At 66.7% G+C, this 18,163-nt stretch carries 15 protein-coding genes and 1 tRNA gene; 6 read left to right on the top strand and 10 right to left on the bottom strand.

From position 1 onward, the window contains the following. Window positions 1-6 precede the first annotated feature (6 nt). From rfaE2 to ACWIDZ_RS12825, 3 genes are read left to right on the top strand one after another with little or no spacing between them, the layout of a single operon-like run. Complete coding sequence (rfaE2, locus tag ACWIDZ_RS12815) at window positions 7-1,467, top strand: D-glycero-beta-D-manno-heptose 1-phosphate adenylyltransferase (protein WP_453989393.1); 1,461 nt, start codon at window positions 7-9, stop codon at window positions 1,465-1,467. Next, window positions 1,464-2,465: an ADP-glyceromanno-heptose 6-epimerase gene (gene rfaD, locus ACWIDZ_RS12820; protein ID WP_343829230.1), complete on the top strand. Its 1,002-nt coding sequence runs from the start codon at window positions 1,464-1,466 to the stop codon at window positions 2,463-2,465. The genes rfaE2 and rfaD overlap by 4 nt, the downstream gene beginning before the upstream one ends. Continuing rightward, window positions 2,465-3,562 (top strand): DUF3089 domain-containing protein, encoded by a 1,098-nt coding sequence (locus ACWIDZ_RS12825; RefSeq protein WP_453989394.1) that lies wholly within the window; start codon window positions 2,465-2,467, stop codon window positions 3,560-3,562. Before rfaD ends, ACWIDZ_RS12825 begins: the two co-directional genes overlap by 1 nt. Before the next feature lie 12 nt (window positions 3,563-3,574). Here ACWIDZ_RS12825 and ACWIDZ_RS12830 read toward each other — a convergent pair whose 3' ends face one another. The 10 genes from ACWIDZ_RS12830 to ACWIDZ_RS12875 form a co-directional block, all read right to left on the bottom strand. Then, window positions 3,575-3,952: a response regulator gene (locus ACWIDZ_RS12830; protein ID WP_291781981.1), complete on the bottom strand. Its 378-nt coding sequence runs from the start codon at window positions 3,950-3,952 to the stop codon at window positions 3,575-3,577. Continuing rightward, window positions 3,949-5,451 carry a sensor histidine kinase gene (locus ACWIDZ_RS12835; RefSeq protein ID WP_453989395.1) on the bottom strand — a complete coding sequence of 501 codons (1,503 nt, stop codon included), beginning with the start codon at window positions 5,449-5,451 and terminating at the stop codon, window positions 3,949-3,951. Before ACWIDZ_RS12835 ends, ACWIDZ_RS12830 begins: the two co-directional genes overlap by 4 nt. Before the next feature lie 94 nt (window positions 5,452-5,545). Next, window positions 5,546-6,673 (bottom strand): endo-1,4-beta-xylanase, encoded by a 1,128-nt coding sequence (locus ACWIDZ_RS12840; RefSeq protein WP_453989396.1) that lies wholly within the window; start codon window positions 6,671-6,673, stop codon window positions 5,546-5,548. Window positions 6,674-6,832: 159 nt separating this feature from the next. Further along, complete coding sequence (gene bcsS / locus ACWIDZ_RS12845) at window positions 6,833-7,558, bottom strand: cellulose biosynthesis protein BcsS (protein ID WP_453989397.1); 726 nt, start codon at window positions 7,556-7,558, stop codon at window positions 6,833-6,835. 92 nt (window positions 7,559-7,650) lie between these two features. Continuing rightward, entirely contained in the window at window positions 7,651-8,787 is a 1,137-nt protein-coding gene (locus ACWIDZ_RS12850; protein ID WP_453989398.1) for an NAD-dependent epimerase/dehydratase family protein, read from the bottom strand. 10 nt (window positions 8,788-8,797) lie between these two features. Further along, complete coding sequence (locus ACWIDZ_RS12855) at window positions 8,798-10,243, bottom strand: glycosyltransferase family 2 protein (protein ID WP_453989474.1); 1,446 nt, start codon at window positions 10,241-10,243, stop codon at window positions 8,798-8,800. Between the two features lie 78 nt (window positions 10,244-10,321). Next, window positions 10,322-11,350: a UDP-glucuronic acid decarboxylase family protein gene (locus tag ACWIDZ_RS12860; RefSeq protein ID WP_453989399.1), complete on the bottom strand. Its 1,029-nt coding sequence runs from the start codon at window positions 11,348-11,350 to the stop codon at window positions 10,322-10,324. Window positions 11,351-11,907: 557 nt separating this feature from the next. Beyond that, window positions 11,908-11,982: transfer RNA gene (locus tag ACWIDZ_RS12865), tRNA-Val, on the bottom strand. A gap of 104 nt (window positions 11,983-12,086) precedes the next feature. Then, the gene (locus ACWIDZ_RS12870) at window positions 12,087-13,376 is read right to left on the bottom strand and encodes a dicarboxylate/amino acid:cation symporter (protein WP_453989400.1); all 1,290 of its coding nucleotides are present in this window, start codon (window positions 13,374-13,376) and stop codon (window positions 12,087-12,089) included. Between the two features lie 256 nt (window positions 13,377-13,632). Continuing rightward, complete coding sequence (locus ACWIDZ_RS12875) at window positions 13,633-14,319, bottom strand: HAD-IA family hydrolase (RefSeq protein ID WP_119411973.1); 687 nt, start codon at window positions 14,317-14,319, stop codon at window positions 13,633-13,635. Window positions 14,320-14,394: 75 nt separating this feature from the next. Between ACWIDZ_RS12875 and glmU the strand changes: the two genes are divergently transcribed. From glmU to gor, 3 genes are all read left to right on the top strand, one after another. Then, window positions 14,395-15,747, top strand: coding sequence for a bifunctional UDP-N-acetylglucosamine diphosphorylase/glucosamine-1-phosphate N-acetyltransferase GlmU (gene glmU / locus ACWIDZ_RS12880; RefSeq protein ID WP_453989402.1), 1,353 nt, complete (start codon window positions 14,395-14,397; stop codon window positions 15,745-15,747). Then, window positions 15,744-16,427, top strand: coding sequence for a ribose-5-phosphate isomerase RpiA (gene rpiA, locus ACWIDZ_RS12885; RefSeq protein WP_312217751.1), 684 nt, complete (start codon window positions 15,744-15,746; stop codon window positions 16,425-16,427). The genes glmU and rpiA overlap by 4 nt, the downstream gene beginning before the upstream one ends. 323 nt (window positions 16,428-16,750) lie before the next feature. Next, complete coding sequence (gene gor, locus ACWIDZ_RS12890; RefSeq protein ID WP_312217750.1) at window positions 16,751-18,139, top strand: glutathione-disulfide reductase; 1,389 nt, start codon at window positions 16,751-16,753, stop codon at window positions 18,137-18,139. Window positions 18,140-18,163: the final 24 nt, after the last annotated feature.

Here is an 18,163-nt window from a genome sequence, read left to right on the forward strand (position 1 = left end):
GGCGTCATGGCTGAACGTTCTCTCGATCTCGGCGCCCTGCAGTCCCTGCTGGAGCGCGTGCGCGACCTGAAGGTCGCCTGCGTCGGCGATCTGATGCTGGATCGCTATGTCTATGGCGAAGTCAGCCGCATCTCGCCCGAGGCGCCGATCCCCGTCCTGCGCGCGCGCCGCACCGTGGCCATGCCCGGCGGCGTGGGCAACGTCGCCCGCAACGTCGCGGCTCTGGGCGGTCAGGCCCGTCTGGGCGCCGTGGCGGGCGATGACGCGGCGGGCGCCGAACTGGCCGATCTGATCGCCGCCGAGGACCGGATCGAGGACGCCCTGATCCGGCCCGAAGGCGCCGCCACCATCGTCAAGACGCGCTTCGTCGCCGCCGGCCAGCAACTGCTGCGTCTGGACGACGAGACCGCGACCCATTCCGGCTATGCCGACAAGGCGGTGTTCCGGGGCGCGGGCGCCATCCTGCTGTCCGACTACGCCAAGGGCGTGGTCGACGACGGCGCCATTCAGGCGGCGCTGTGGGCCGGAGCCGAATACGGCGCGCCGGTCATCGTCGATCCCAAGGGCCGTGACTTCGCCCGCTATGGCGCGGTCGACGTCATCAAGCCGAACGCCAGCGAACTGGCGGGCGCCACGGGTTTGCCGACTGAAACTGACGAACAGGTTGAGGCGGCGCTGGCCGCCCTGCTGGCCGCCACCACGGCCAAAGCCGTCATCGTCACCCGCGCGGGCAAGGGCATGACCCTGGCGAAACGGGGCGGCGGCGTCACCCACTTCCCCGGCCGAGCGCGCGAAGTGTTCGACGTGTCAGGCGCCGGCGACACCTGCCTCGCCGCCCTCGGGTTGGCGCTGGGCGCGGGCGCGACGCTGGAGCAGGCGGTGCAGTTCGCCATCCTCGCCTCGGGCGTGGTGGTGGGCAAGAGCGGCACCGCCGTCGTCACCCCCGCCGAACTGATCGAGGCCGAGATGAGCCAGCATGCGGCCCTGGCCCAGTCCAAGGTCACGCCGCTGGACGAACTGGCCGATCAGGTCGAGGCGTGGAAGCGTCAGGGCCTGAAGGTCGGTTTCACCAACGGCTGCTTCGACATCCTTCACCGCGGCCACGTCGCCTATCTCAGCCAGGCGCGCGGCTGGTGCGACCGGTTGGTGGTGGCGCTGAACACCGACGCCTCGGTGCGCCGCCTGAAGGGCGAGGGCCGCCCGGTCAATGATCTGGACAGCCGCGCCGCCGTCATCGGCGGTCTGGCCAGCGTCGATCGCGTCACCGCCTTCGACGATCCGACCCCCATCGCCCTGATCGAGCGGCTGAAGCCGGACGTGCTGATCAAGGGCTCGGACTACACCAAGGACAAGGTCGTCGGCGCCGCTGAGGTCGAAAGCTGGGGCGGGGTGGTCCGTCTGGCCGACTTCGCCGACGGCTATTCCACGACCAAGACCATCGAGAAGATGACTGGAGAGCAAGCATGACCCCGCGAATGATCGTCGTCACGGGCGGCGCGGGCTTCATCGGCTCCAACATCGTCGCCCGCCTGTGCGAGAGCGGCGCCTGGGACGTGGTCGTCTGCGACCGGCTGGAGACGGCCGATCTCGCCAAGTGGAAGAACATCGCCAAACACCCCATCGCCGACCTGTGGGCGCCCGAAGAGCTGTTCGACCAACTGGAGCGTCACGCCGACCGCATCGAGGCGGTGATCCACATGGGCGCCATCTCCTCGACGACGGAGCCGGACGCCGACCTGATCCTGCGCACCAACTTCAGCCTGTCGCGCGACATCTGGGACTGGTGCGCGGTGCGTAACGTGCGGATGATCTACGCTTCGTCGGCCGCCACCTACGGCGACGGCGAGGCGGGCTTCGAGGATCGCGATGATCCTGAGGGCCTGAATGCGCTGCGCCCGCTAAACGCCTATGGCTATTCGAAATATCTGTTCGACCAGTACGCCGTGCGTCAGGCCGATCGCGACGAGGCGCCGCCTCAATGGGCCGGGCTGAAGTTCTTCAACGTCTATGGCCCGAACGAGGGCCACAAGGGCGGCATGAAGTCGGTCGTCGCCCAGATCTGGCCCAAGGTGCAGGCGGGCGAGACGGTCAGCCTGTTCCGCTCGCACAACCCGAACTACCCCGACGGCGGCCAGCTGCGCGACTTCGTCTTCGTCGATGACGTGGTCAACATCATCCTGTGGCTGCTGGAGCGCGAGGACATCTCGGGCGTGTTCAACGCCGGATCGGGGCAGGCGCGCTCCTTCGCCGATCTGGCGCGGGCCACTTTCGCGGCGGCGGGCAAGGAGCCGTCCATCGCCTATATCGACATGCCCGAGGCGATCCGCGACCGCTATCAGTACTTCACCGAGGCCAGCATGGATCGCATCCGCGCCCTCGGCTACGGCGGTCAATCGACGCCGCTGGAAGAAGGCGTGCGCCGCTACGTCCAGGACTTCCTGGCCCAGCCGGACCCGTATCGCTGATGTGGCCGAAGCTGACCTTTCGACAATGGGTCGGCTATGCGGGCTTCGCGCTCGTCCTGCTGCTGACGGCGGCGGTGGCTGTCTGGCGCGGGGACATCCTGCGCGCCGGGCTGGACCCGCAGATCCCGTTCCAGACCTATAAGCCGCCGGCGGCGCCGGACTACGCCTCCGAAGACGCCTGGGCCCTGCTGAACGCGCGCGCGCCGGGCGCGGGCCCCGCCCACGTCTTCTTCATCCATTCCACCACCTACGACGGCGGCAGCGACTGGAACGGGGCCATCGACGACCGCCGCGCCCTGGACAAGCTGCGCAGCGTCGTCCTGCCCAACTACGCCGGACCGTTCGCCTCGGCGGGCGACGTCAGCGCGCCCCTGTATCGCCAGGCCAGCCTCTACAGCCGCCTGACCCTGCGTGAGGATGCGCGCGAGGCACGGGCCTTCGCCTACGGCGACGTCCAGGCTGCCTTCGATCGTTGGCTGGCGGCGCGGCCGGAGGGGCCGATCGTCCTCGTCGGAGTGGAGCAGGGCGCCGACATTCTGGATCGTCTGCTGCACGACCGCGTGGCCAGGACGCCTTCGCTCAAGGCGCGTCTCGTCGCCGCCTATCTGATCGAGGGCCTGACCCCGGTCGCTCGCTTCACGCAGACGCCCCTGTGCCGCACGCCGGACCAGACCGGCTGCGCCCTGTCGTGGCGTTCGGTCGAGGAGAATGCGGAGGGCGAGGCCAGACGCCTCATTCGTCGCGCCCTGACCTGGAACGACCGCGGCGCCTTGATCGAGGCGGCGGAGACGCCCATCGCCTGCGTCAATCCGGTGACGGGTTCAGTCGACGCCCCGATCTCGCAGGCGCGCGAGAGCCGCGGCGCCACCAATGCCACCAACCTGGAATGGGGAGCGCGTCCCGCCCTTCAGCGCCGTCTGGTGGAGGCGGAGTGCCGGAACGGCATCCTGTGGCGGTCGCGCCTGACGTCAGAGTCCTTCCGCACGCCCGCGTCCTGGGCCGATCAGCGCAAGATCCCCGCCTATAATCTCTTCTACGCCGATATAGAGGCCGATGTGATGCGTCGCCTCAAGGCCTGGGAGGCCGCCGAAGACTGAGCTCGCCGGTCGTCAGACCATGCCCATGTTCATCGCGGCCATCAGGGCGTCGCGGATGGCGGCGTCGGTGAAAGGCTTCTGCACCGTGGGATTGCCCCGCCAGTGCTCGGGCAGGCCGCTTTCACCGTAGCCGGTCGAGAAGACGAAGGGGACCCCCCGCGCCTTCAGCGCCTCTGCGATGGGAAACACCTCCTGGCCGGCCACATTGACGTCCAGCAGGGCGGCGTCGAGATCGATCTCGCTGGCCACGACGCGCAGGCCGTCGCCGACGTTCGATTCCGGACCCACGACGGCGCAGCCCATGTCGCTGAGGATGGTCTCCAGCAGCATGGCGACCAGGGACTCGTCCTCGACGATCAGCACGCGGCGGCCGGACAGCGCTTCAGTCATGCGATTTCCATTTCCAGAGGCAGGCTGATCTCGGCGCAGAAGCCTTGGGACGGGTAGGAGAGCTGGACCGTGCCGTGCAGATCGTGGCGCACGTTGCGCTCGATCAGGCGGGTGCCGAAGCCGCGTCGTTCGGGTTCAGGGATGGGCGCGCCGCCCAATTCGCGCCAGGTAATCTCCAGGCGCGGCGATTTCTGGTCGGCCAGGCGCCAGTCGACGATGACGCGCCCGTCGCCACAGGCCAGGGCCCCGTATTTGGCGGCGTTGGTGGCCAGCTCATGGAAGACCATGCCCAGCGACAAGGCGCGCGCGGGCGACAAGGCCACGTGCGGTCCGTTCAGGGTCAGCCGCCCCAGGCCGTGCGCCTGGGTCTCATGCTCCAGAACCGCGCGCAGATCAGCGCCTTCCCAGTGGCTGCGGGTCAGCAGGTCATGAGTGTGGGACAGGGCCAGGATGCGGGACTGGAAGGCGGCGGCGAAGGAACCGGGGTCCTCATGGGTGCGCGCCGTCTGCATGGCGATCGACTGGACGGTGGCCAGGGTGTTCTTCACCCGATGGTTCAGTTCGTCGATCATCAGCTTCTGGCGTTCGGCGGCCAGAACCACATCGGTGACGTCGTGGCCCTGGACGAAGATGCCGACGATCTGGCCTGCGTCGTCGCGAATGGGCTGATAGGCGAAGTCGATGTAGCGGTAGTCCAGCGGTCCGTCCTGCGCGTGCCGAAGGGCGAAGGCGCGCTGGCGGCCATAGACCGGCTCGCCGGTCTCGAACACGTCGTTGAGGAAGTCGAGGTGGCCCTGATCGCTCAGTTCGGGCAGGGCGTCGCGGACGGGCTGGCCCAGGATGTCCCGGTGGCTGACCAGGCGGTAGCAGGCGTCGTTGCAGAACTGGATGATGTGGTCCGGACCGTTCAGCACCGCGACGAAGCCCGGCGCGTTCATCAACATGTCGGTCAGCTGTTTGCGTTCGGCTTCGAGGCGCTGGTTGTTGGCCTCGATCTTGGCGGCCCGCTGAAACACCTCGCCGCCGACCATGGCGTCCAGGGCGGAGGTCGGCTCTGCTTCTCCGATCTTGTAACGCAGGCGCAGCAGGTCGGTCACATCGCTGGTGTGCTGCAGGATATGGGTGACCTCGCCGGCCTCATTCTTGATCGGCGTGTGGGTGCAGCTCCAGAACCGGTCGTCGAAGACGGGCGTGCCGTCGGGACCGGGGATCAGGACGGGATAGTGCAGGATGGCCAGGTGGTCCGGCTGCCCGGTGCTCAGCACCTTGTCGAAGGAGGCGCGCAGGCGGCGGCCTTCCTCTTCGCTGTCCGGGGCGTCGCCCGGCGCGAAAATCTCCATGACGTGGTAGCCGATCAACGCTTCGCGCGTGCGTTGCGTGATGTCCAGATAGGCCTGGTTCATTCCGGCGAACCGAAGGTCGCGATCCAGCAACATGTAGGGATTGGGAGAGGAGTCGAACGCCGCCACCAGATCGATTGTTTTGGCGAGCTTGCGCAAACTCCACCCCCCTCTCACTGACTCCTTAACGCAGGATCAGCGGAAAGGGTGCCAGTTTCTGGGACGAAAATGCAGCAAAAGTAAAGGTTGCCGTCTAGGCGTTCAGGCGCAGCGCTTCGGATAGGGCCTGGTGCATCGCCTTGGGCCGGTAATCGATGTCATAGGGCAGGCCGCGGTTGGGCGGAGCGTCCGCGTACTGACGTTGCGGCGGTTCGGACAGCCAGGAATGGCGGTCGCTCAGACCCCAGGTGACGACGCCTCGCACCTGGGGGAAGACCAGCATGGTCTCCAGATAGCGGCGCGTCTCATCGGCCACCTTCTGATCCCGCGCGGCCGCCGCGTCGTGGAAGCCGGCTTCCTTGACGTCCAGTTCGGTGATGGTGATCTCCAGCCCCAGGTCGACCAATTGCCGGGTCATGTCGCGCAGACCTTCGACCGCCAGCGGTCCCTTGGACAGATCCAGATGCGCCTGCACGCCGATGCCGTCCAGCGGCGTCCCCGAGGCGCGCAGCCGTCGCGCCAGGGCGACGATGGCCTTGCGCCGGGCCTGATCCACCGGATTGTCGTATTCAAAGCCGTAGTCGTTGACGACCAGATGGGCCTGGGGCGCAAGGGCGCGGGCCTCTTCCAGGGTGCGCTCGATATAGGTCGGGCCGAAGGCGCGGTGGAAGACGTTGCGCCTCAGGCCGCCGGCGCCGCCCTGGGTGTCGATCGGTTCATTGATGACGTCCCACTCGGTGATGCGCTCGCCGTATCGTTTGAGGACGCGCTCCAGATGGCCTGACATCAGCGACCAGTCGCGACGACGCAGCATCTCCTGCCTGGCCCAGTCGGGCGTGCCCTGCTCCCACAGCAGGGTGTGGCCGCGAACCTGCATCCCGTGGCGCTGGGAGAAGTCGAGCAGATCGTCGACGGGGGCGAAGTTGAACTCGCCCTTGCGCCACTCCAGCGCGTTCCACTTCAGGTGGATTTCAGGCGTCAGCACCTGGCAGTCGCGCAGGACCGCACCGCGCAGTTCGGCGCTTTGGCGAAGCTGTTCGGCGCGGACGGCGGCGCCGAAATAGCGGCCCTGGGTCCTGGCGGCGTCGGCGAGGGCGGGGAGCTTCACGGGCGGAGGGTCCAGCGGCGCGCCTTCGCGCACCGGACGCCAGGCGGCCAGACCAAGGGCGGGCGCCAGCGCGGCGGCGCCGATGAAGGCGCGTCTGGTGGGTCGCGGCAGCATCCGGCTGCACCTCCTCAGGAACGCGAGAAGGTTGCCTGACTACGCTTAACTTCTCGTTAAGGCGCAATCTTAAGAGGCGTCATGGACAATAAGTTGGGCGTGAAAACGGTGTTTCCATGAGCTGAGCGGCCCAATCCGCCCGCCGGACTGCGACCGGCTCTAGAAGCTTCGATAGAAACCGACCCGTAGATAGGCCTGGGAATCTCGTTCATCGCCGTCGCTGAGGCCTGCAGAAACTTGGATTTCTGAGCGTTCGTTCAGTTTGAAGCCGGCGACGGGCCCCACATGATAGGCGTTGTAGTTGGTGTCGCCTTCGGCCGCGACCTCCATGCCCAGGCGCACCCGGCCGGACGATCCGACCTGATGGGTCAGGCTGACCAGGGCGTTGTAGTCGTCCACCTCGAAGCCGTAGGAGCCGTACCAGTCGACTCGCCAGGGGCCGGAGACATGGCCGCCGTCCAGGGAGACGATGACCCCGCCCTGGCCGCCGTCGCGCCGGTTGCCGGGATCGGCGGGGCTCAGGTCCGTATCGACATAGCGATAGCCCACGCCGACGCTGCCCCAGGTCGGCCCGCTGCCGAAGCGATAGATCAACTCCGCCTGGGCGCCGGTGAAGTCGGCGTCGATCTCGTTCGGGCCCGAGTTGTAGTCATAGCTGCCGGTGTAGACGGAGCCCCGCACCGCAAAGCCTCTGGAGTCGACCGAGCCCGGCAGGCCGATCGTCGTCCCGGCATAGGCGCTGTCGGCGACGTCCAACTGACCGCCGGCGAAGATGGTCACGTCGCTTTGCGCCGAGGCGGGGCCGACCCAGGCGACGGCCGCGCAGGCGAAGGCCGCGGCCGTCAGGGCGGCCAGCGAAGTCATCGGGCGTCGACGATGGGGCATGGGTCAGTTCCTTGCGAAGTATCGAACGCGCCAGATGCTGGCGACGCCTGCGACGGGCGCTTCACGCATACAGAACAGGGGGGCGAATGCCGTCATACGACCAATCTTCCCCTGGAGAGTTGTTCCAGACTTTCAGCGCTGCGGTCAATGGGCGCGCGCGCGCGCGACACCCAGGCGATCAGCTCCTCCATGCCCTGGTCCATGGAGCGCCGAGGGGTGAAGCCGAAGGTGCGCTCGATCTTGGAGATATCGCCGAAGCAGTGGCGGATATCCCCGACCCGATAGCGGTTCAGCACCTCCGGGGCGATGTTCTTGCCCAGCAATCGGGCCAGGACGTCGGCGATCTCATTGATCGAGACGGGCGCGCCGCTGCCGACGTTGAACACGTCCCAGATCTCGCGGTCGTCGTCCAGCACGGTGGCGAAGGCTTCGGCCACGTCCTGCACGTGGACGAAGTCGCGCATCTGCCGCCCGTCCTCGAAGACCAGCGGCGGCTGGTCGTTCATCAGCCGCGAGATGAAGATGGCGGCCACGCCCGTATAGGGATTGCTCAGCGCCTGGCGCGAACCATAGGCGTTGAACAGCCGCAGGGCCACGGTGGGGATGCGCAGGGCGCGGCCGACCGACAGGAACATCTCCTCATGGTCGCGCTTGTTCACCGCATAGATGGAGTTGGGCTGCAGCAGCTTCTCCTCCGGCGTGGGGCAGGGCTCCAGCGACTCTCCGTCGACCATCAGGTCCCAGTGACGCGCCTCCAACTGAGCGTGCGGACGCACGTCGGCGGTCACATGGGCGCCGGTCGAGGGGCGGACGTAATCACCCTCGCCATAGATCGACATGGACGAGGCGACGGCGATCCGTTCCACCGTGTGCGGTCGCTGGGACAGGGTCTCCAGCATGACGGCCGCCGTCATGACGTTGTTGCGGGTGTAGTCGACGATGTTGGTCATGCTCTGACCCACGCCGACCGAGGCGGCGAGGTGGGCGAGGTGGGTCACGCCGTTCAGGGCGGCCTCGAACACGCCGTCTTCCAGCAGGTCGCCCCTGATGCGGCGGGCCCGCGCGTCGAGGTAGACGGGCCACCCGTCCGCATCCAGTTCGGCGTCGCCGTGGACCTGAGGCGACAGACTGTCCAGGACCGTCACCCGATAGCCCCGCGCCAGCATGGCGTCGACCAGGTGCGAGCCGATGAAGCCCGCCCCGCCCGTGATGAGAATGTGCCTGTCCATGATCGTCTGCTTAGTGCTGGTGATGACGAAGGGCGCCGAACTCATCCAGCTTGGTGCGGACGAGGGTGTTGTTGGCGTCGATCTTCTCGGTCCGCTGCCAGGCCAGGCCGCTGTCCCGCAGATACATGACGAAGCCCAGCGTCAGCGGGATGATCCAGACGCACCACCAGACCATGATGAAGATGGGATTGACCATCAGCATGTAGCCGAGGCGCGCGCCCGCGCCGTCCAGCACCAGGTCGGTCCGCCGCCACGTCTTGATGTAGAGGCCGATCATCAGGATCGAGAAGGCGGCGATGTTGAAGATCGACAGGATCACCAGCCACAGCGGCAGGAAGTCCGCGCCCTGGAAGAACCGCCAGGCCGCCCAGACGCCCAGGGGGATGCCCAGGGTGTTCACCCACATGGACATGCAGGGCAGGAAGTTCATCCAGACGCGGACCCGTTCGCCGAAGCTGAAGTCCATCTCCTTCAGCGGCGTCGTCAGGCTCTGGAAGAAGCCGGCGACCCAGCGCTTTCTCTGCGTGATCCCCTCGCTGAAGGTCTCGGGCACCTCTTCGATCAGGGAACCCTCGATGATGCCCAGCGTCCGGCCGTTCTTCCAGAACCGCTGGCCCACCTCCGGGTCCTCGATGGCGATCCAGGGGTGGAAGCTTCCCAGTTCGATCAGGTCGTCCACCTTGAAGAACAGTCCCTTGCCCAGCACCCAGTAGGGCTGCTTCGGATCGGACAGGTGGCCGTATTTGGCCCCGTCCCAGGTCATGTGGTCGAAGGCGTGGAAGGCGGCGGCCAGACTGGCGTTCAGATTGCCCGCCACATTGCGCGCCTGCAGCACGTCGAACCGGCGCAGGCCGATGGCCGCGGCCTTGAAGTGATCGGCCGGGGGGCAGCTGTCGGCGTCGATGTAGTCGATCGTCAGCCCGCTCTTGTCCCTGTAGGTCTCTGCCACGTGATAGGTGGCGTAGATCAGCTGCCGCGTCTTCTTGGGCGGCAGATCCTTGACACCAGCGCGCTTGCCGCTGTGCCACCAGTAGGCCTTGGGATTCCGGTCCCAGGCGTTCCACACCATGTCCCAGCTGGGGTCTGTGGTCGGCGGCACCGCCAGAATCTCGACGAAGGGGTAGGCGCCGGTCAGCCGTCTCAGGCTGGCGATGGTCTCAGCGTCGTTGCTGTTGGGAATGGCCAGGACGCGATATCGATCGGTCGGATAGTCCAGCTTGGCCAGCGCCGTGAACGTCGTCTCCATGGTGCTCTCCAGCTCCCGCAGCACGGGGTAGAGAAGGACGATGAAGGGATAATCGGCCTCGCGGGCCGGCAGAGGCTCGTCCATGTCCACCCGCTCGACGCGCAGCGAGCGGAAATACATCTCCAGCAGGAAGCTGCCGAAATACAGGACCTGGGAAATGGCGAACAGCCAGACCAGCAGGGTCGCCCAGTTCGGATCTTGAGTGTTCATCACGCCGCTCGCCCAGTTATTTGCCCAATCAGTCGGTGGTGGTTGCTCGGTCCGTTGGTGGATTATCCAGCTGTCGTCTCAGGATGCGCTCGCGCCGCTTGGGGCCAGACGCTGGCCCTCCAGCTCGCCGGCGAAATAGGCGATGGTCTGCTCCAGCCCTTCCTCCAGCGGCACCAGAGGCGACCAGCGCAGATGGGCCAGAGCCCTGGAGATGTCCGGCTTGCGGCGGCGCGGATCGTCGATCGGCAGCGGGTGATAGACCAGCCGCGAGCCTGAACCGGACAGGGCGATGACCCGCCGAGCCAGGTCGTTGACGGTGATTTCGTTCGGATTGCCGATGTTGACCGGTCCGTCGATCTCCTCGTCCGTCTCCATCAGGCGGATGAAGCCCTCGATCAGGTCATCGACGAAGCAGAAGGACCGGGTCTGCTCGCCTGTGCCGTAGATGGTGATGTCGCGCCCCGCCAGGGCCTGAACGATGAAGTTCGACACCACCCGCCCGTCGTCCGGATGCATCCGTGGCCCGTAGGTGTTGAAGATGCGCACGATCCGCGTGGTCAGGCCGTGCTGCTGCCCGAAGTCCGTCACCAGGGTCTCGGCGAACCGCTTGCCCTCGTCGTAGCAGGCGCGCGGTCCCACCGTGTTGACGTTGCCACGATAGCTCTCCACCTGCGGGTGGATTTCCGGATCGCCGTAGATTTCCGAAGTCGAGGCCTGAAAAAACCGCGCCCCGTCCGCCGCCGCCCGCTTCAGCAGGTTCAGCGTGCCGATCGAGCAGGTCATGGCCGTCTTCACCCGATCATATTGATAATGAACCGGGGAGGCGGGGCAGGCCAGGTTGTAGATCTGATCGAAGCGGCCCAGCGCCTCGTCCAGCGGCTCATTGATGTCCTGCGCCACCAGATGGAAGCGATCCGAACTCATCAGATGAGCGACGTTCGCGTGTCGGCCCGTATGAAAATTATCGATGCAGGTCACATGGTGGCCGGCGTCGATCAGCCGCCCGCACAGGTGAGATCCCAGGAAACCGGCGCCGCCGGATACTGCGATCCGTTTTGCAGTTTGGGCGTCGCGAGGCGTCGCATAAGAAAAGCGATCATCTGTCATCGCCTTCAGCCTTGATGGTTGTTTACAATTGGCGAAACAACGCTACGTGCTTACTGTATTCGCGTGACAGGGGAGATCGTATGACCCCCGACGCCGTCGACAATCGCGTTAACCTTTTATTAAGAATTGGGTTCCATTTGATCGCCTCATATGCGTCAAATTTCTGCCCGAATCGGCCAAAAAGGGCGCAAGGGCGGCGCTCAACGAGGGTGACAGGCCCGACGAACGCTGGATAGCGGTTGGGATCGCCGGGCCGGGGACTTCACGCCTCTCGCCTGAGGCGGCTTATGTAATCATCCGCCAGGGCGCCGCGTCATCTTGTCGGAAATACTAGGCCCTTCCCGCATCTCACTTCCGCAGATGAAAGCGGGTTCGCCAGGTCGTTCGACGCCGAGGGCGACGCCATCGTCTCTTGGCGGTTCGAATTCAAGGAAGAGAATGGTGGAGGTGAAAGGCTGCGCCTTGAACCATCCACGCAGCGCTCGACTGGGCGCCGGCGATCGTTCGCCGCCCCCTACGGAGCGATGAGCAAAGCGAATTGAGCGTGAGTGAGAAAGTGGTGGACGCGACAGGGATTGAACCTGTGACCCCCTCGGTGTGAACGAGGTGCTCTCCCGCTGAGCTACGCGTCCGCCTGGAACGGGGCGGTTAGTGACTGCGCCGTCGGGAGGCGCGGACATAGCCCGCGATTCCGACGACGGCAAGCCTCAAATCATCAAATACCAGCGCTGCTTGTTCAGATTCCCGCCGCCTGCGCGCCTTCCGGGGTTTCGTCCTCCGGATCGCCGGGCAGCCAGGCGACATGGCCGTTGTAGATGTCCTGGTTCAGGATGCCTTCTTCCCTGGCGACCAGGACCGGCACGACCATCTGGCCGGTGACGTTGGTGGCGGTACGCATCATGTCGATGATGCGGTCGATGGCGATGATATAGCCGACGCCTTCCAGCGGCAGCCCCGCCGTCGACAGCGTCAGGGTCAGCATGACGATGCTGGTCCCTGGCACGCCCGCCGTACCCAGCGATCCCAGCACCGCCGTCAGGCCGATCAGCACATATTGCGTCAGCGTCAGGTCGATCTGGAAATACTGGGCGATGAAGATGGAGGCGATGGCCGGATAGATGGCGCCGCACCCGTCCATCTTCACATTGGCGCCCAGAGGCACGGCGAAGGACGCATAGGCCTGCGGCACGCCCAGCCGTTCGACCGTCTGACGCAGGGTGACGGGCAGGGTGCCCAGCGATGAGGAAGTGGCGAAGGCCGTCTGCATGGCCGCAGCGCCGCCGCGGAAGAAGCTGACGACCTTCAGCCCATGCAGCTTCAGCAGGCCCGAATAGACGACGAAGATGTGGAACAGGCAGGCCGCATAGATGGCGAAGATGAACTTGCCCAGCGGCAGCAGCGCCTCCCAGCCGTAGCCGCCGACGACCGAACCGATCAGGCCGAACACCCCGAACGGCGTCAGCTGGATCACCCAGCGGGTGATGCGGAAGATCAGGGCCGCGCCTTCGTCCACCAGCCTGCGCGCGTTCTGCGCCCGGTCGCCCAGCGCCACCAGAGCCCCGCCCAGCAGCGCCGAGAAGAAGATGATCTGCAGCACCTTGCCCTCGGCCAGCGAGGCGAAGGGATTGGTCGGCACGACGCCCAGCAGCACCTGCAGGGGCGAGGGGATCTCGCGCGCCTTCACCTCGCCCAGCGGCAGGTCGGACAGGCCGACGCCCGGATTGATGATATGGCCGAAGGCGAAGCCGACCAACACGGCCAGCAGGGAGGTGATGGCGAACCAGACGATGGTCCGCACCCCTAGCCGCACGGCGCCGACCCCTTCGCCCAGCTTGGCGATCGAACTGGCGATGGTGAACAGCACCAGCGGCGCCACCACCATGCGGATCAGGTTCAGATAGACGTCGCCGATCGGCTGCAGCCAGATCGTCGCCTGCTCGCGCAGGATCAGACCGGCGATGATGCCCAGGGCGAACCCGGCGGCGGTGCGCTGCCACAGGGGAATGGCGAAGAAGCGACGAAACATGACGACCCAGGGAGGAGGAACAGGTCGATCTATGTGTTTCGCAGGCGCGAAGACCGCAACAGCCGCAGGGGCGGTTGAGGGGGAGAAGTTCTAATGTAACCTTTAGTTTTCCTTCTCACCTTGTGGGAGAAGGTGGCCCGGCAGGGCCGGATGAGGGGTCTCTCGCCATAGACCGACGAGCGATGATTTGCGGGTCGGCGCAACCCCTCATCCGTCAGGCTCCGCCTGCCACCTTCTCCCGCAAGGGGAGAAGGATTCAGCCCATCACCCCCGCGAGCGCCTCATCGAACCCGTCGTAGTGGTCGATCATCACGTCGCCGCCCAACTCCGCATGCGGCACGTCGTTGTAGCCGAAGCTCACGGTGATGCAGGGCACGCCCGCGTCCCTGGCCGCCTTGGTGTCGGTCGTGCTGTCGCCGACCATGACGCAGCGCGCCGGATCGCCGCCCGCCTTGCGCACCGCTTCGATGATGTGGGCGCCGCTGGGCTTGCGAGCCGACACCACGTCCGGGCCAGCGATGAAGGCGAAATGGCGCGTCAGCCCCAGCGCCTCGATCAGCGCGACCGACAGGTCGGTGCGCTTGTTGGTCGCCACGCACAGGATCGCTCCGCGCGCGCTCAACCGGTCCAGCGCCGCGACGCAGCCGTCGAACGGGCGGCTCTCATCGGCGATGTGAGCGAGGTAGACCTCGATGAAGCGCTCGAATAGGCCGGGTGCGTGGGCCTCGTCCCAGACGGCGCCCGCTTCCATGAAGCCGTGACGCAGCATGGCCATCGCGCCGTGCCCGACCAGATGCCGGGTCGAGGACATGGGCACGGGCGGCAACTCATACTCCGCCAGCATCCGGTTCAGCGTGCCGATCAGGTCCGGCGCCGAATCCACCAGAGTCCCGTCCAGATCGAAGGCGATGGTCCAGCCTTCCAGGTCGCGCTCAATGCTCACTCATCTGTCTCCCGGCTCGCGAAGACCTCGGCAATGGGCTAGATCGCAGGCAACGACAAGCCGCCGGATCGATTCATGACCGCACCTCACCCTCGCGCCGCCATCATCCTCGCCGCCGGCCAGGGCACGCGAATGAAGTCGCCTCTGCCCAAGGTGCTGCACCCGGTCGGCGCGCGCGCCATGCTGGATCACGCCATCGACGCGGCCGAGGCCCTGGGGTGCGAGCGCATCGTGGTCGTAGTCGGCGCCCACTCGCCGGAAGTCCGCGCTCACGTTGAAAAGCGCCTCGGCGCCGACAGCATCGCCGTTCAGGACCCGCCGCTGGGCACCGGCCACGCCGTGCGCGCCGCCGAGGCTGTGCTGGGCGATTTCGTCGGCCATGTGGTCGTCACCTATGGCGACGTGCCCCTGCTGAAGGCCGCCGACATCGAGCCGGTCTTCGCCGCCCATGAAGGCGTCACCGTCATCGGTTTCGAGGCCCGCGACCCCGGCGCATACGGCCGTCTGATCCTTGAGGGCGACAGCCTGCTGGCCATCACCGAGGCCAAGGAAGCCTCCGCCGAGGTTCTGGCCGTCACCGCTTGCAATTCCGGCGTGATGGCCGCGCCGGTCGGCCTGCTGTTCGATCTGCTGGCTGAGGTCCGCAACGACAACGCCAAGGGCGAGTATTATCTGACCGACGTGGTCGAGCTGGCCCGCAAGCGCGGCGCCCCGACCCGCGCCGTCTTCGCCGCCGAGGACTCCGTCATGGGCGTCAACGCGCAAGGCGAACTGGCTCAGGCCGAGGCCCTGTTCCAGAAGACCCAACGCGAGCATTTCCTGGCGCAGGGCGTGACCATGAGCGCGCCCGACACCGTCCACTTCGCCTGGGACACGGACATCGGCGCAGGCACGACCATCGAACCCTTCGTGGTCTTCGGCCCCGGCGCCAAGGTGGCCGAGGGCGCGCGTATCCGCAGCTTCAGCCACATCGAGGGAGCCAAGGTCGCGACCGGCGCCGAGGTCGGACCCTACGCCCGCCTGCGCCCCGGCGCGGATCTGGGGCAGGGCGTCAAGGTCGGCAACTTCGTCGAGGTCAAGAACGTCCGCATGGACGCCGGCGCCAAGGCCAACCACCTAGCCTATCTCGGCGACGGCGTGGTGGGCGCGAAGGCCAACATCGGCGCGGGCACGATCTTCTGCAACTACGACGGCTTCTTCAAGCACCGCACCACGGTGGGCGAGGGGGCCTTCATCGGCTCGAACAGTTCGCTGGTCGCCCCCGTGACCATCGGCGCAGGCGCCATGGTCGGCTCCGGCTCGGTGGTGACGAAGGACGTGGCGCCCGGCGACCTGGCGCTGGCGCGCGGTCAGCAGACGACGAAGCCGGGCTGGGCCGCCCGCTTCATGGAAACCATGCGCGCGAAGAAGGCGGCGAAATCCCAATGAGCGACCTGCAGAAGAAGAACGCCGGCGAAGCCGCCGCCCAATACGTCGAGGCCGGGATGGTGGTCGGCCTAGGCACCGGCTCCACCGCCGCCTGGTTCGTCAAGGCGCTGGCCGCCCGCAACCTGCCGGATCTGCGCTGCGTCCCGACGTCCGAACGCACCGCCGATCTGGCGCGCGAACTGGGCCTGACCCTGTCGACGCTGGAAGACACGCCGAAGATCGACCTGACGGTCGACGGCGCCGACGAGATCGGCCCCGGCCTGGCCCTTATCAAGGGCGGCGGCGCGGCCCTACTGCGCGAGAAACTGGTGTGGGAGGCGTCGGCCCGCTGCATCTGCATCGCCGACGCGGCCAAGGTGGTGCCTGCGCTGGGAACCTTCCCCCTGCCGATCGAGGTGGTCGCCTTCGGTCACAAGACGACCGCCAACCGCATCGCCGATGTTCTGGCCGACCACGACATCGCCTCGCCCGCTCGCGTGCGCGAGGCCGAGCGCGGCCTGATCCGCACCGACGGCGGCAACCTGATCTACGACGCAGCCTGCAAGCTGATCGCCGACCCGGCCCGCCTCGCCGCCGACCTGAAAAGCCTGACCGGCGTGGTCGAACACGGCCTGTTCCTCGACCTCACCGACCTGGCCGTCATCGGCACGGACGCGGGCGTCGAGACGATTAATCCCTGATCCTTACCCATTCTTCGTCATCCTCCGGCAAGCCGCGCAGCGGCGCAGACCTGGGGATCCAGCGGCGCCCGTCAGGGCGAAAGCTCCACCCGTCACGCTTGCAGTAAAGATCGCCTTCGGCGCCGCTGGGTCCCCCGGTCTCGCTCCGCTCGCCGGAGGATGACGGAAGGGGGGATGCGGCAAACGGGCGTGCTTGATCCTCACGCCTTGCCCGCTCGCGCCCCGGCGCCTAAGTCGGGTCAGCGCTGCGGCTCAGCCGGGCGGATTTCAGACGATTCAGACGAATTGGACTCTAGTTTTCGAGTCTGATGCCGGAGCCCCCGATGACCACGACCTACGACTACGACCTCTTTGTCATCGGCGCCGGTTCGGGCGGGGTGCGGGCGGCGCGGCTGACGGCGCTGGGCGGCAAGAAGGTCGCCATCGCCGAGGAGTACCGTGTCGGCGGCACCTGCGTCGTGCGCGGCTGCGTGCCCAAGAAGTTCATGGTCATGGCCTCCGAAGTCAGCCACGCCCTGGAAATCGCCGAGGGCTACGGCTGGTCCTTCGACAATGCGAAATTCGACTGGCCGACCTTTCTGCAGGCCAAGGATGTCGAGATCGCCCGCCTGTCGGGCATCTACGCCGCCAACCTGGCCAAGGCGGGCGTCGACCTGGTCCACGGTCGCGCTGTCCTGAAGGACGCCCACACCGTCGAGATCGTCGGAAAAGACCAGACCATCACCGCCGAGAAGATCCTGATCGCCACCGGCGGCCGCCCGTGGAAGCCGGAAAGCCTGACCGGCATCGAACACGCCATCACGTCGGAAGAGGCCTTCCACCTGCCCGAACTGCCCAAGCGCATTCTGATCGCGGGCGGCGGCTACATCGCGGTGGAGTTCGCGGGCATCTTTGCGGGGTTGGGTGTCGAGACGACCCTGATCTATCGCGGCCCGAACATCCTGCGCGGCTTCGACGACGACGTGCGCGCCCATCTGGCGGGCGAGATCGAGAAGCGCGGCGTCAAGGTCATCCTGGGCTGCCAGCACGCCTCGATCGAGAAGACCGAGACCGGCCTGGTGAACCACCTCGAGAACGGCATGACGATCGAGACCGACGTGGTCATGTTCGCCACCGGCCGCACGCCGCACGTCAAGGGCCTGGGCCTTGAGACCGCCGGGGTCGAGCTGAACGAGAACGACGCCATCAAGGTCGATCGGTATTCGAAGACCACGGCCGACAACATCTGGGCCATCGGCGACGTCACCGACCGGATGAACCTGACCCCCGTCGCCATCCGCGAGGGCGTGGCCTTCCACGAGACGGTCTACCGGAACAATCCGCAGAGCTTCGATTATGAAGCCGTCGCCACCGCCGTCTTCAGCCAGCCGCCGGTCGGCACGGTCGGCCTGACCGAGGCGGAGGCCCGCCACGCCTGTCCGGGCGAGGTGGACGTCTACGTCACCCGTTTCCGCCCGATGAAGTACGCCTTCACCGGCTCGGACGAGCGGGTGCTGATGAAGCTGGTGGTCGATGCGGAGAGCCAGCGTGTCGTCGGCTGCCACATCGTCGGCCCCGACAGCCCCGAGATGATCCAGCTGGCCGCCATCGCCGTGAAGGCGGGCCTGACCAAGGCTCAGTGGGACGCCACCTGCGCCGTCCATCCGACCATGGCCGAGGAGCTGGTCACCCTGAAGGAGAAGCAGACGCCGGCCTCCATGTCCGCCGGTTGATCCTGACACGGGGCGGCTTGCCAG

The sequence above is a fragment of the Brevundimonas sp. NPDC055311 genome (genome assembly GCF_053645695.1).

Coding starts and splice junctions, on each gene's coding strand:
- rfaE2 (WP_453989393.1), top strand. CDS start 7: ATGGCTGAACGTTCTCTCGATCTCGGCGCCCTGCAGTCCCTGCTGGAG.
- rfaD (WP_343829230.1), top strand. CDS start 1,464: ATGACCCCGCGAATGATCGTCGTCACGGGCGGCGCGGGCTTCATCGGC.
- ACWIDZ_RS12825 (WP_453989394.1), top strand. CDS start 2,465: ATGTGGCCGAAGCTGACCTTTCGACAATGGGTCGGCTATGCGGGCTTC.
- ACWIDZ_RS12830 (WP_291781981.1), bottom strand. CDS start 3,952: ATGACTGAAGCGCTGTCCGGCCGCCGCGTGCTGATCGTCGAGGACGAG.
- ACWIDZ_RS12840 (WP_453989396.1), bottom strand. CDS start 6,673: ATGCTGCCGCGACCCACCAGACGCGCCTTCATCGGCGCCGCCGCGCTG.
- bcsS (WP_453989397.1), bottom strand. CDS start 7,558: ATGCCCCATCGTCGACGCCCGATGACTTCGCTGGCCGCCCTGACGGCC.
- ACWIDZ_RS12850 (WP_453989398.1), bottom strand. CDS start 8,787: ATGGACAGGCACATTCTCATCACGGGCGGGGCGGGCTTCATCGGCTCG.
- ACWIDZ_RS12855 (WP_453989474.1), bottom strand. CDS start 10,243: ATGAACACTCAAGATCCGAACTGGGCGACCCTGCTGGTCTGGCTGTTC.
- ACWIDZ_RS12860 (WP_453989399.1), bottom strand. CDS start 11,350: ATGACAGATGATCGCTTTTCTTATGCGACGCCTCGCGACGCCCAAACT.
- ACWIDZ_RS12870 (WP_453989400.1), bottom strand. CDS start 13,376: ATGTTTCGTCGCTTCTTCGCCATTCCCCTGTGGCAGCGCACCGCCGCC.
- glmU (WP_453989402.1), top strand. CDS start 14,395: ATGACCGCACCTCACCCTCGCGCCGCCATCATCCTCGCCGCCGGCCAG.
- rpiA (WP_312217751.1), top strand. CDS start 15,744: ATGAGCGACCTGCAGAAGAAGAACGCCGGCGAAGCCGCCGCCCAATAC.
- gor (WP_312217750.1), top strand. CDS start 16,751: ATGACCACGACCTACGACTACGACCTCTTTGTCATCGGCGCCGGTTCG.